10 protein-coding genes, 2 tRNA genes, 1 rRNA gene and 3 pseudogenes are annotated in these 13,277 nt (G+C 50.4%); 5 read left to right on the top strand and 11 right to left on the bottom strand.

Going from position 1 to position 13,277, the window contains the following annotated elements; translation table 11 throughout:
• Positions 1–102: 102 nt before the first annotated feature.
• From DB847_RS04525 to DB847_RS04515, 3 genes are all read right to left on the bottom strand, one after another.
• A tRNA-Glu gene (locus tag DB847_RS04525) sits at positions 103–178 on the bottom strand.
• Positions 179–241: 63 nt separating this feature from the next.
• Positions 242–1,777 (bottom strand): 16S ribosomal RNA (locus tag DB847_RS04520).
• 353 nt (positions 1,778–2,130) lie between these two features.
• A complete protein-coding gene (locus DB847_RS04515) occupies positions 2,131–2,934 on the bottom strand; it encodes a substrate-binding periplasmic protein (protein ID WP_108649638.1) in 804 nt (267 codons plus the stop codon).
• A gap of 293 nt (positions 2,935–3,227) precedes the next feature.
• On the opposite strand from DB847_RS04515, the pseudogene manD reads away from it, so the two are divergent.
• From manD to DB847_RS04505, 3 genes and pseudogenes are all read left to right on the top strand, one after another.
• A pseudogene (gene manD / locus DB847_RS04510) lies at positions 3,228–4,287 on the top strand (D-mannonate dehydratase ManD).
• On the top strand, positions 4,212–4,457 hold the full coding sequence (locus DB847_RS26290; protein WP_325049146.1) for an enolase C-terminal domain-like protein: 246 nt from the start codon (positions 4,212–4,214) through the stop codon (positions 4,455–4,457). The pseudogene manD and the gene DB847_RS26290 overlap by 76 nt, the downstream one beginning before the upstream one ends.
• Before the next feature lie 126 nt (positions 4,458–4,583).
• Positions 4,584–4,949, top strand: a complete 366-nt coding sequence (locus DB847_RS04505) for a nucleotide pyrophosphohydrolase (protein WP_108649637.1) — start codon at positions 4,584–4,586, stop codon at positions 4,947–4,949.
• A gap of 69 nt (positions 4,950–5,018) precedes the next feature.
• Here DB847_RS04505 and DB847_RS04500 read toward each other — a convergent pair whose 3' ends face one another.
• The 4 genes from DB847_RS04500 to DB847_RS04485 all read right to left on the bottom strand — a co-directional run bounded on the left by DB847_RS04500 (position 5,019) and on the right by DB847_RS04485 (position 6,638).
• Entirely contained in the window at positions 5,019–5,417 is a 399-nt protein-coding gene (locus tag DB847_RS04500) for an H-NS family histone-like protein (RefSeq protein WP_108649636.1), read from the bottom strand.
• Positions 5,418–5,532: 115 nt separating this feature from the next.
• Positions 5,533–5,733, bottom strand: coding sequence for a hypothetical protein (locus tag DB847_RS04495; protein WP_108649635.1), 201 nt, complete (start codon positions 5,731–5,733; stop codon positions 5,533–5,535).
• A 286-nt stretch (positions 5,734–6,019) separates the two neighbouring features.
• Positions 6,020–6,301 carry a peptidylprolyl isomerase gene (locus DB847_RS04490; protein ID WP_108649634.1) on the bottom strand — a complete coding sequence of 94 codons (282 nt, stop codon included), beginning with the start codon at positions 6,299–6,301 and terminating at the stop codon, positions 6,020–6,022.
• A 249-nt stretch (positions 6,302–6,550) separates the two neighbouring features.
• Positions 6,551–6,638: transfer RNA gene (locus tag DB847_RS04485), tRNA-Ser, on the bottom strand.
• Positions 6,639–7,023: 385 nt separating this feature from the next.
• Between DB847_RS04485 and DB847_RS04480 the strand changes: the two are divergent.
• A pseudogene (locus DB847_RS04480) lies at positions 7,024–8,738 on the top strand (proline--tRNA ligase).
• 62 nt (positions 8,739–8,800) lie between these two features.
• On the opposite strand, the gene DB847_RS26285 reads toward DB847_RS04480, so the two are convergent.
• On the bottom strand, positions 8,801–9,154 hold the full coding sequence (locus tag DB847_RS26285; RefSeq protein ID WP_325049145.1) for an NAD(P)H-dependent oxidoreductase: 354 nt from the start codon (positions 9,152–9,154) through the stop codon (positions 8,801–8,803).
• A gap of 8 nt (positions 9,155–9,162) precedes the next feature.
• The gene (locus DB847_RS26280) at positions 9,163–9,381 is read right to left on the bottom strand and encodes an NADPH-dependent FMN reductase family protein (RefSeq protein ID WP_325049144.1); all 219 of its coding nucleotides are present in this window, start codon (positions 9,379–9,381) and stop codon (positions 9,163–9,165) included.
• 278 nt (positions 9,382–9,659) lie between these two features.
• Between DB847_RS26280 and DB847_RS04470 the strand changes: the two genes are divergently transcribed.
• The gene (locus DB847_RS04470; protein ID WP_159084401.1) at positions 9,660–10,940 is read left to right on the top strand and encodes an MFS transporter; all 1,281 of its coding nucleotides are present in this window, start codon (positions 9,660–9,662) and stop codon (positions 10,938–10,940) included.
• Between the two features lie 329 nt (positions 10,941–11,269).
• On the opposite strand, the pseudogene DB847_RS04465 reads toward DB847_RS04470, so the two are convergent.
• A pseudogene (locus DB847_RS04465) lies at positions 11,270–12,532 on the bottom strand (inorganic phosphate transporter).
• 18 nt (positions 12,533–12,550) lie between these two features.
• Positions 12,551–13,231 carry a TIGR00153 family protein gene (locus DB847_RS04460; protein ID WP_108649632.1) on the bottom strand — a complete coding sequence of 227 codons (681 nt, stop codon included), beginning with the start codon at positions 13,229–13,231 and terminating at the stop codon, positions 12,551–12,553.
• Between the last annotated feature and the right edge of the window lie 46 nt (positions 13,232–13,277).

The following is a 13,277-nucleotide window of genomic DNA, read 5'->3' as shown; positions in this document are numbered from 1 at the left end:
ATGTCTAAAGAACTTTGAATTTAATCAGCTTTCCAGATTTTTAAAGAGCTATGGTCATAAAAAACCACTTTGGAAATACACTTAACAAATGCATTTTCAAAGTGGCGTCCCCTAGGGGATTCGAACCCCTGTTACCGCCGTGAAAGGGCGGTGTCCTAGGCCTCTAGACGAAGGGGACACAAGCCTCTTAAATTTCGAACAGTACAATCTGTGTGGACACTAGCATGATAAAGCGTATAGGTAAGGAGGTGATCCAACCCCAGGTTCCCCTAGGGTTACCTTGTTACGACTTCACCCCAGTCATGAATCACAAAGTGGTAAGCGCCCTCCCGAAGGTTAAGCTACCTACTTCTTTTGCAACCCACTCCCATGGTGTGACGGGCGGTGTGTACAAGGCCCGGGAACGTATTCACCGTGACATTCTGATTCACGATTACTAGCGATTCCGACTTCATGGAGTCGAGTTGCAGACTCCAATCCGGACTACGACGGACTTTATGGGATTCGCTTACCCTCGCGAGTTCGCTGCCCTTTGTATCCGCCATTGTAGCACGTGTGTAGCCCACCCCGTAAGGGCCATGATGACTTGACGTCGTCCCCACCTTCCTCCGGTTTATCACCGGCAGTCTCCACAGAGTCCCAACTTAATGATGGTAACTGTGAACAAGGGTTGCGCTCGTTGCGGGACTTAACCCAACATCTCACGACACGAGCTGACGACAGCCATGCAGCACCTGTATCTGAGTTCCCGAAGGCACTAATCCATCTCTGGAAAATTCTCAGTATGTCAAGGGGTGGTAAGGTTCTTCGCGTTGCATCGAATTAAACCACATGCTCCACCGCTTGTGCGGGCCCCGTCAATTCATTTGAGTTTTAACCTTGCGGCCGTACTCCCCAGGCGGTCAACTTAACGCGTTAGCTCCGAAACCCACAACTTATAGTCACAAGCTTCAAGTTGACATCGTTTACAGCGTGGACTACCAGGGTATCTAATCCTGTTTGCTCCCACGCTTTCGCATCTGAGTGTCAGTCTCTGACCAGGGGGCCGCCTTCGCCACTGGTATTCCTTCCGATCTCTACGCATTTCACCGCTACACCGGAAATTCTACCCCCCTCTCCAGGACTCTAGTCTGCCAGTTCCAAATGCTATTCCGGGGTTGAGCCCCGGGCTTTCACATCTGGCTTAACAAACCACCTGCATGCGCTTTACGCCCAGTAATTCCGATTAACGCTTGCACCCTCCGTATTACCGCGGCTGCTGGCACGGAGTTAGCCGGTGCTTCTTCTGCGAGTAACGTCACAGATACGTAGTATTAATACGCACCCTTTCCTCCTCGCTGAAAGTGCTTTACAACCGAAGGCCTTCTTCACACACGCGGCATGGCTGCATCAGGGTTTCCCCCATTGTGCAATATTCCCCACTGCTGCCTCCCGTAGGAGTCTGGGCCGTGTCTCAGTCCCAGTGTGGCTGATCATCCTCTCAAACCAGCTAGAGATCGTCGCCTTGGTGAGCCCTTACCTCACCAACTAGCTAATCTCACATAGACTCATCCAATCGCAAGAGGCCCGAAGGTCCCCTCTTTCCCCCGAAGGGCTTATGCGGTATTAGCCACCGTTTCCAGTGGTTATCCCCCTCAACTGGGCAGATTTCTATGCATTACTCACCCGTCCGCCGCTCGACGCCGAAGTAGCAAGCTACTCCTCGTTTCCGCTCGACTTGCATGTGTTAGGCCTGCCGCCAGCGTTCAATCTGAGCCATGATCAAACTCTTCAATTTAAATCATTGCTCTCTTTAATCACTGAATTAACTTATATAGTCACTCAACAATATAAAGAGATAAAATATGTTTTATCGCTTCAATTCATTGCGAGTGCCCACACAGATTGCCTGTTCTAATTTTTAAAGAGCGAACCTTAATCTCGTTAAGGTTTTGACCTTGAACACCCAGCGTTTGTCGCCGTGTGCCCCGTCAGTGAGAGCGCATTATAGAGATCTCCTTTCCCGGCGCAAGGGGTTTTTATAAAGTTTTTTCCATCCGCTCAAAAAACAAACAAAACCTACTTTTTCTGCTTATATATGGGAAATTATTCTCGTGAAAGTGGGAGACTTGGGTAAACCCTATGCATTACTCACCCCGAATTGGTGCCCTCACTGAGATATTCGCTGTAGCAGGGACGCGCATAAACACTCGAGAGCATCTTAAAGGCCACCGGATCATCTCTCAGGCTGGCCAGTCCCTGGTTAAATTTCTCCATGAGCCCGGCATTTTCTGGTTTTTTACGGGTTAGGATCATTCTGAAAGACGAGTTACGGACGACTTTGCGGGTATGGCCGAACAAACTGCTATGAGTCGGATAGCTCAGTTCAATCAGATCATGTCCGACACAGGCATCCATGACAGCCAGATCCAATCGGCCCAGATAGAGATTCCGGATAAGATCGGCATCAGAGGGAAAGCGGAGCACATTGATCTCCCCATCCAGATCCGCCTTATCAAAACCTGGCCCATAGATATATCCAAGGGTTGCACCGATCTTTAATCCCTTGAGATCGGAGTAGTCCTTCCATGTGAACACCTTATCCGGCATATCTTTGAGGTAGAAAAACACATCATGGCCATTAAGCAGGGGCTCGCTGAAATAAAAATCTTTCTCCCGTTGTTGGTTTTTGGTCCATCCGAGAGAACCGTCCCATTCACCATACTGAGCCAGGCGAAAACTGCGCTTCCAGGGAAAGTATCCATACTCGACCCTGATCCCTTGCTTCGAAAAAACCTCTGTCACTATATAAGACATAATACCATCGTAGGGAAGGTGCTCCGAGGTATAGGGCGGCCACTCTCCACTGGTCAGGCGCACAGAATTGGAGCTAGCATACAGAGTTCCTGTCAGCAGCATCAGGCTTAACCATCCAAGACTGTGAATCCTCGGCATCCATCCCTTCCTTTATTCAATCAGCTCCCTGCTCGATTGCATACAGCCGCCGTGTGGCCTGCAACGGACTCAGATCTACTCAAAGTATAGTGAACATCCGCAAGATTCAGCCTGATAAAGAAAATGTTGCCAATTTTGTGCAGCCGCAGACAAAAATCGGCATACCAAAAATGGTTTTAATGAGTGCGAGACTAGCCCGCCGAGAGGAGTTAATTGACTCAACTCACATTTCACTAATCATTTGATTTTAAATCACTCAAAAGCAGCGCAGCATAGGTGAACCAAAGTAAAAATTGGAATACCTAAGTGAGGTTCCCTTGAAAATCAAGAGTGCAAAAGTTTATCTATGCTGTCCGGGAAGAAACTTTGTCACACTCAAAATAGAGACCAGTGATGGCATCTATGGGATCGGAGATGCAACCCTGAATGGCTGTGAAAAAGCGGTTGTCACCTACCTTGAGGAGTATGTGATCCCTCCCTGCTAGGGAGGGATCCTCAGCAGATAGAGGATATCTGGCAATACCTGTATAAAGGCTGTTATTGGCGACGCGGTCCGGTCACCATGAGTGCCATCGCCGCCGTTGACATGGCACTGTGGGATATCAAGGCAAAGCTAGCCAATATGCCCTTATACCAGCTTTTGGGAGGAAAAAGCCGCAATCGGATCATGACCTACACCCACGCCAACGGTGAAACCGCACAGGAGCTCGTGGATGAGGTTGCACTGAGGATTGAGCAGGGATACCGGGCGATTCGCATTCAGTGCGGTATTCCGGGGATCAGTAAGACCTATGGGGTGACTCCCCAGGGGGTTGCCTATGAACCCGCAATGAAGGGACGACCGGCAGAACACAGCTGGAATAGCAGCAAGTACCTGAATCATGTTGAAACTGCCTTTGCCAGAGTCCGTGAGCAGTTTGGGGATGGCATAGAACTTCTCCATGATGTTCATCACCGCCTGACCCCCATTGAAGCTGCGCGACTGGGAAAGATGCTCGAGCCCTATCACCTGTTCTGGCTGGAGGACTGTGTCCCGGCTGAAGATCAGCAAGCTTTTCGCCTGATCCGCCAACACACCACCACCCCCTGGCTGTCGGTGAGGTGTTTAACAGCATCTATGATTGTAAAGAGCTTCTTGAAGAACAGCTCATCGACTATATCCGAACACCACTGGTTCATGGTGGTGGCATCACTCACCTCAGGCGCATTGCCGATCTGGCAGCTCTATATCAGGTTCGTACCGGGTTTCATGGTGCAACCGACCTCTCCCCGTCACCATGGGGTGTGCCCTGCATTTTGACACCTGGGTGCCGAACTTTGGGATCCAGGAGCACATGCCACACAATGAGCTGACCGAGGCCCTGTTCCCCCACGACTATCGATTCGACAAGGGAGATTTTATTGTGGGTGAAAAGCCGGGCCATGGTGTCGACTTTAATGAGGAGCTAGCCAGGGAGTACCCCTATCAGGCAGCCAGTCTCCCGGTTAATCGGTTGGAAGATGGAACCCTGTGGAGCTGGTGAGCAAGACTTAAAAGATGGCAACGCCAACCCCATAAAGCTAGTTTGTCGCTTGGGTGAAAGAGAGCTATTTGCTAGATTAGCCTTATTACCTGTTATAGAAGCTGGTTATTGTCTTAGGAAAAGGTCATGTCGAAACAGAGTGCTCTCATTGAACTCAGAGATAAGCTACGCCAATTCGCCAAAGAGCGCGACTGGGAGCAATTTCATAACCCCAAAAACCTGGTGATGGCACTAAGCGGTGAAATGGGAGAGCTGTGCGAATTGTTTCAATGGCTTACACCTGAGGAGTCAATTGAATTACCAAAGAGTGCTAAGGGAGAGCGCTTAGAGGAGGAGCTTGCCGATCTTTTTTTATATCTGATCCGGCTTGCCGATGTACTGGATATCGATCTTATCAAAGCAAGTGAAGCCAAGATGGAAAAGAATGCCCGAAACTATCCGATTGAGCAGGCCTATGGCAATCGGACGAAATATACTGAATTTAAAAAGTAGATTCGTTCGTATCTCATCCAGGAATAAAAAAGCCTCCACAGCGGAGGCCTTTTTACATGGGCTCCCGGATTAAATCAGAAAATCATCCATGGAAGCGCCATTATCCAGAGCCTGCTGGATTGGGCGAGGCTTGCGTCCCTGGCCCGTCCAGGTTTTCTCTACGCCATTCTCATCGGTGAAGCGGTATTTAGCCGGACGAGCCGCGCGCTTTGATTTAGCCGCAGTTTGATTGGTTTCACCCAGCAAAGCGGATGGATCAATACCATCGGCCTTCATCATCTCTACATAGTCATTTAATTTGCGCTGATACTCTTCACGGGCTTCACGCTCAGACTCATGCTGCTCCTTGATTTCACCGACAACCAGAGTCAGCTTCTCAAGGTAATCTTCTAATTGCTCAATGGTCAATTCACGGCAAGTAGCACGCAGGCTACGAATATTTGAAATAGTCTTAACAAAGTCAGACATTGTTATTCCTTAAATGCATCAAAATCAATTTAACGCACCACGATCAATGATGCGTCGCTAGTCTAACATAGCTTATTGGCTGTGTTTAACCGGATCATTAAAATAAATCGAAGGCTTAATGATTCAGCAGTAAATTGGTTTCCAGCTCACGCTCTCGTTGGCACTCAGCTAAATATATTGCTGCTATAACCTGAGTTTTCTGGTGGAATCGATCAACTGATCGCGAGACCATCAGCTTAAGGGTTTTCAGTGTTTTCGCCTTACGGAATCGGCGAACCCAGTAGCCTTTCTCTACAATAATCTCTTGGTCCGTCATACATCCTCTCTTATGGTTTTTAAAGGTTAAAAACCTTTGCCTACAGTTTGAGTCTGCCTGAGAACAAAAGTTCCACAAAATATTAATTTTTTAACGACAAATTATTGCGAATGTTCAAGGGGTAATTTTAGAGAGGATATCCAGACCAGAGCTGAACAAGAGGAAATTTCTCTTTTTGTTCAGCTCAAATTAAATTAATTGGTTAGCTTTGTTAATCAAAATGATTAATGGCAGTGGCTAGCTTAACTAAAAACAGCAAAAGCTGAACCACCGCTGAATAAATATATTAGTTTTTGTATAAAACCTTAATCAGGTGATAGCCAAATTTTGTTTTGACCGGGCCCAGAACAACCAGCTCCTCTCCCTTGAATACGGCATCATCGAAAGGCTTCACCATATCTCCCTTGCGAAACTCTCCCAGATCACCGCCACGCTTTTTAGAAGGGCACAGGGAGTGTCGCTTCGCCAATTGCTGAAAATTAGCCCCTTTATCCAGCTGCTGTTTCAGAGCCAGGCACTCATCTTTCGTTTTCACCAGAATATGTAATGCGGCTGCGGTTCTCGCCATCTCGGTCACCAAAAACTAGTCGGTCAATTCAGGGGATCAGAGCGCTCGCATCATCATCTGCAGGTATGACCCGGTAAGAGCCCTGTGGTTAACAGCAGCTAAGCTGACAGCTTCAGCAATCCGGCTAAGATGAAACGAGCATCTGATCCCAGTGATAATCCCGGAGATATAGGGCCTGAATGACACCACGTACCGGGACGGGAAACTACGAAAAAGCCCCGCTCTCAATGAGCGGGGCTTCATAAATGCTGGCGGTGAGGGAGGGATTCGAACCCTCGATACGTTGCCGTATACACACTTTCCAGGCGTGCTCCTTCAGCCACTCGGACACCTCACCAACAAATTGTTGCTCACGCTTAACTGCGAAAGCGGGGCGAATATTAGGGAATCTTGTCCCTGAGGTCAACGATTTTATCGGTTTTTTTTCTTATTCACTCTTCATGCTGATAATGTGAACAAGATGAGCTCATAAAACCATCGAGGCACTGCTCTGTATCCACTTCCAGGTCACTTACAAGTCAGAATTCTCAATACACCTTTACTTGTATTCTTCCCACCCTGGGGCAGTCCGGGTTGCAGTATCACTGATACAACCAGGCGTATAGCAGACACCTATGGAGCCACAGAGCCGAAAGTCTTGAAGATGAGCCCAACAACTGGTTTATCCAAGCCCCGGCTCTTGATAGAATTTGCCTCTTATCTTTTGTCACAAGGTTTTTGAAATGCGTACCAGCCAATACCTGATATCTACGCTCAAAGAAACGCCCAACGATGCAGAGGTTGTCAGTCATCAGCTGATGCTTCGTGCCGGGATGATCCGAAAAATCGCCTCTGGTCTGTACAACTGGCTCCCGACGGGCGTTCGCGTCCTGAAGAAGGTGGAAACTGTAGTGCGTGAAGAGATGGAGCGCGCCGGAGCCATTGAGGTTCTGATGCCTATGGTTCAGCCTTCAGATCTGTGGGAAGAATCGGGTCGCTGGGAGCAGTATGGTCCCGAGCTGCTACGCCTGAATGATCGTCACTCCCGTCCTTTCGTATTGGGTCCGACCCACGAAGAGGTGATCACCGAGCTGGTACGTAAAGAGATCGCAAGCTACAAGCAGCTGCCACTGAATCTTTTCCAGATCCAGACCAAGTTCCGTGACGAGGTCCGTCCCCGCTTTGGTGTCATGCGCTCACGAGAGTTTGTCATGAAAGATGCTTACTCCTTCCACAGCGATAAGGAGAGCATGGAGCAGACCTACCAGATCATGCATAAGGCCTACTGCCGGATCTTTGAGCGGCTGGGACTTGATTACCGTCCGGTGATCGCTGACAGCGGCTCTATCGGGGGCAGCACCTCCCACGAGTTCCAGGTTCTGGCCGAAAGTGGTGAAGATGTCATCGCTCACAGCACCGAGTCGGATTATGCGGCTAATGTTGAGATGGCCGAAGCCCTGGCACCTGCGACCGAGCGTCAAGCTGCCAGTGAAGAGCTGCGCCTGGTCGATACCCCGGATGCAAAAACTATCGGTGAGCTGGTCGAGCAGTTTGAGCTACCGATCGAAAAAACCATCAAGACCCTGATCGTGAAAGCATCCGATGAGGTTGAGGGTAACCTCATCGCACTGCTGGTACGGGCGATCACGAGCTCAACGAGATCAAGGCTGAAAAGCTGCCTCAGGTGGCCAGCCCGATTGAATTTGCAACCGATGAAGAGATCCGCGCCGTCATCGGTGCCGGGACCGGCTCCCTGGGCCCGGTCAAGCTGCCCATCGCCTGTATCGCCGATCGCAGCGTTGCTGTGATGAGTGATTTCGCAGCCGGCGCCAATATTGATGACAAGCATTACTTTGGGATCAACTGGGAGCGGGATGCGGCCCTCCCTGAAACCGCAGATCTGCGAAATGTTGTCGAGGGCGATCCAAGCCCGGATGGTAAAGGCACCCTGGAGATCACCCGTGGTATTGAGGTCGGCCATATCTTCCAGCTGGGAGACAAATACTCACAAGCGATGAATGCAACCATTCTGGATGAATCAGGCAAGTCACGTACCCTGCAGATGGGCTGCTATGGTATCGGCGTCTCGCGGATCGTTGCCGCAGCTATCGAGCAGCATCACGACCAGCACGGAATCGTCTGGCCGGATGCGATCGCTCCGTTTAAGGTGGCGATTATCCCGATGAACATGCACAAATCTCATCGGGTAGAAGAGATGGCAAATTCACTTTACCAGGAGCTCAAAGAGCTGGGCATCGATGTGCTGTTTGATGATCGTAAAGAGCGCCCGGGTGTGATGTTCGCAGATATGGAGCTGATGGGTGTTCCCCATGCGATCGTGATCGGCGAACGTAGCCTGGACAAGGGCCTTGTCGAGTACAAGTCTCGTCGCGATGGCACCAAGCAAGAAGTTGCAGCAGACGAGATCATCAAGCTGATCCAAGACAAGCTCGATTAACCTGATTGTCAGTAAACGAATAAAAGCCAGTCCGAATGACTGGCTTTTTTATCGACTGAAAGTTATTCAACCAAGGCTAACAACTCTTGTTTGGCGCTACTCATGGCTTCAAGGGCACGCTGCTCTCCCATTGCCAGCCCCTCTGCACGCACGACCTCAATCCCGGTCATTCCTAAAAAGCCCAGCACAGTCCTCAGATAGGGCTCTATATGGTCATTTGTACTCTTGGCATGCACACCCCCACTGGTGATCACAAAGATGACCCGTTTACCGGTCACCATCCCCTCAGGCCCCTCCTGGGTATAACGAAAGGTAATGCCTGCACGGGCGATAAGATCGATCCAATTTTTGAGCTGAGTTGGGATCATAAAGTTATACATGGGAGCTGCGATGATCAGGGTATTGTGATCAAACAACTCTCGGATCAGCTCATCAGAGAGCTTGAGAGATTTGAGCTGATGCTCTGACAGAGACTCGGCCCCCTGAGCCCGGATGCAATTTCGCCATCCAGGGTTGGCAGTGGCACTGTTGCCAGATCCCGCACCGTGATCTGATGATCCCCTTCTCCAACAGCCTCAAGGATCCGGTTCGAACTTGATCCCTCTCCCAGAATACTGGTTTTTAACATGAGTATTTTCGACATGATGCACTCCGGATATCGATAGCTATGCCTCTACTATAGAAAGCCAGCTTAGAGTAAAAAAGCGCAATATCCTGATGCTAAAAATCAAAAAAATTGACCCATCCTAATAGGATGATATTTAAGCAGTAATCCTGTTTAAAAAAATAATGTTCTGCTTTTATTCGACAAACTCTTCAAACTCATAGATGATAGGCTTCTCGAGCCGGCATGCTTTGAAGCCACCGCCAGCTACAGGCTCGAAGTTTAGTCGTAGATAAACCTGGGTCATCATATTTTCAGTGGTTAGTTCAAAAATATCCCGTCTGTTCAAAACCGCCTCCGGAACCATTTTAGAGTGGTACGACTTCTGCCTGTTTGCTTACTTTGCCCCCGCCATAGGGCGCACTTTCTTTGCCAGTGGCGACCAGCACTATGATCTGCTGCTTGCCCTGAGTGTGTTTGGCTGCGGCTTTGTCGCTCGCCCCTTTGGGGGATTCCTGTTTGGCTATCTTGGAGATAAGGTCAGTCGCTACTTTGCGATGAATATGTCGATCTTTTTGATGGGATTAACCACCCTGGCCTGTGCAGCCCTGCCCGGCTATCAGTTTCTGGGGATCTATGCCCCCATCTGCCTGTTTGCCCTCAGAATATTGCAGGGAATTTCAGCAGGAGGACAGATCGGCAACCTGCTGGTGATCCTCAGCGAAGATCCCGAGCTCTCACACAAGGGTTTTTATATAGGTATCGCCAATGCCACTGCACAGCTCGGCTTCGTGTTGGCTGCGGCTATCAGCCTGCTGGTCGCTCATTTCACCCCACCTCCCTGGCAGGAGCTAAGCTGGCGGCTCCCCTTCATGATTGGCGGATTTTTCCTGCTTATCTACGCTATGCTGCTACAGGGCGAAGATAATACTGCGACGACCCTGAGCTTTCGCTGTCACCTGAAGCTGCCGGTCACCCTGCATATTTTGCTCAGGCATTACAAAGCCTCTTTGCTGGTGATGCTACTGCTGTGCTTTGGGGTCGGAACCTGCTTTTACATCACCTTCACTTTCTTCATGGACTTTCTCAGCCAGCTGCACCTGATGACTCAGGCCGAGACCTTTCGCTTCAATATGCTTGGGATCCTGCTGGCCTGTGCCCTGCTGCCACTATTTGGCTACCTTGGAGATCGCCTGGGTCTGTACCGGATGCTACTGATCGGCATCATAGTTAGCCTTGCCCTCAATCACCTGGAGTTTGAGTGGCTGCTCTCTGACAACCTGGGCAAACAGGTGATCGCCCTGGTGCTATTTGTGGTCTGTATCTGCTGGCTCAATGGCTGCTGCATGCCGCTATTTGCCAAGCTTTTTCCGACCAGGATCCGCGCATCGGGCTTTTGTACCGCCTTTGGCGTCGCCTCGGCCCTGTGTGGCTTTAGCCCCATGATAGCTGAAAGATTGATGCTCACTAATCCCTTGTGGATTGAGCAGCTATTCAAGATAACCTTGATTTTGATCCTACTGACGGCCCTTGCCCTGCCACTGGTGACCCGCAAGATATCCAATCTGACGAATCCACTGCTGAAAATCCATGAGTAAGGCTAAGTGGAGCGATGACCCCCTGGCTCTCTACTGCTGCAATTATCATCCCGGATAATCTCCTCCAGTTTGGCGATGCAGATCCATGGGCATCCTGCCTCCCGTTTCATTGCCAGTAGGCAATTCCATGCTGCAGAAGGTCAGTTAACAAAGCCAGAAACTACTTTTTCCCGGGTTAAAGCAAGGCACAGATACTGAGGCTGCAAACCACAAAAAAGCTCGCCCCGGTATCATCGGGGCGAGCTCTGAAGAGTATTCTTTCAATTGTAATGCCGAGCCTTATCTTCGCAGTGAGGCAAAGCCTCATGGAATGAGGGGCCCAGGACTGCTTACATGAAAATCGCTTTTAGCAGCATAAAGAAGACGATCGCCAGGACGCCTCCGGCCGGAATGGTCACCAGCCAGCAGACCGCGATATTACGAACCACCCCAAGGTTAATCGCCGCAATCCCCCGCGCCAGGCCAACCCCCAGAACCGATGCCACCAGCGCCTGAGTTGCCGAAACCGGCAATCCGGCCCCGGAGGCGATAATCACGGTTGCCGAAGTTGCCAGCTGAGCGGCAAATCCACGGCTCGGGGTCAGGTGAGTGATCCCCTCACCCACGGTACGCATGATCTTGTGGCCAAAGGTCAGAAGTCCCAGGATGATCCCGATGCCACTCAGAGGCAAGATCCACCCGGAGCCTGCCTGCATCAGAGGCCCGTGACCCGCCTTGGCCATCGCATCCATGATCGCGCTGATTGGTCCAATCGCATTCGCCAGATCGTTGGCACCATGGGCAAATCCCATCGAGCAGGCGGTGATCACCATCAGGACCCCGAATACCCGCTCCACATTGGTGTAATGCATCTTGGCATCGTCTGCCGAGTTGTATCTCTGGCGAGAGATATAGATCGCGCATCCCACGGAGATCACAACCGAGATCACCAGAGACCAGAGCCAGGACTGCCCTTCGGTGAAGATGATCCCCATCGATAACAGGCCCTTCTCAAAGGTCACCAGGCACACCACCAGTGATGTGAGGAACACATACACGGGAACATAGCGCTTGGCATTATCCAAAGGGGAGTCGGTATCAAAAATCAGTTTCTGGACGCTGATAAACAGAAGATAGGCCAGCAACGCCGAGAGCATTGGGGTCAGGACCCAGCTACCTATGATGCCACCCAGCTTGAGCCACTCGACGGCGTGAGGGCCTGCAGCCACCAGGGCAAAGCCAACAATTGCACCGACCGTGGTGTTGGTTGTGGAGACCGGCCAGCCAAGATTACAGGCGATCATCAACCAGACCGCTGCCGCCAGCAAAGTAGCGATCATCCCCAATACCAGGAGCCCGGGATTCAGATCAAAGAAGCTGTTATCTATGATCCCATGTCGAATGGTTGAACTCACCTGTCCACCGGCCAGGTAGGCCCGGCCAGTTCAAAATGACCGCGACCCAGATCGCCTGTTTAATCGTCAGAGAACCGGTTCCAACAACGGTTCCCATCGCGTTAGCAACATCGTTTGAGCCGATCCCCAAGACATCATAAAGGCGAAAACCGCCGCAAGAATAACCAGGATCGGGCCGTAATGTATTAACATGTCCACTTAAAAAATCTCCACAGGCTATGAGCGTCCAATCATGAGTTCAAGACGTACACCAACGCGCAACGCCTGATCAGCAAGATCGCCAACCCACTCCAGGATCCGATACAGAAACATGACATCAATAGGATTTAGATCGCTTTCAATCTGATGAAGCTGTTGGCAAAGCTGGGCCTGAAGAAGATCTGTGTCATCCTCAATACGATCCAACTCATCGATCATACCTGTCACCAGCTCCATTTCACGACCTAAAAATCCGGTCTCCAACAAGCTATCAAGCTCGTTGATCACCCGGCAGGCCTGGGCGGTCGCATCCAGACAACGACGTAGATAACGGCTGAAATGACTCGCCATCACTTCAGGGATCAGCAGGTGTCTGCCAACGACTCGTCCGGCAATATCCTTCGCCTTATTGGCGATCTTATCTTGCTGGGTCAGCAGCTCCAGCATATCTCCCCGCTCCACCGGCATAAACAAGCCCCGGGGCAACTTGAGTCGTAACTCTCGCTTGAGGTGATCCGCCTGTTTTTCCAGCTCCGAAATTTGCAGGCGTAGCTGCTCGGCCTGCTCCCAGTTTTTTGCCTGAGCTGCGACAAAAAATGGAATCAATAATTCACAACACTCTTCAACTTTACTGATGTGCTTTTCAAGGGGTTTAATTGGAGAACGAGCAAACAACCCCAGCACAGTATTGACAGGCATAACTCTGCACCTGTGTTGGTCAATTTCAATGATTCGAGCGGCGCAT

Origin of the sequence: Dongshaea marina (genome assembly GCF_003072645.1) — a bacterium.
Taxonomy (GTDB): Bacteria; Pseudomonadota; Gammaproteobacteria; order Enterobacterales; family Aeromonadaceae; genus Dongshaea; species Dongshaea marina.
Note: the sequence above shows the minus strand (reverse complement) of the source record. Positions and strands in the feature narration are given on the sequence as shown.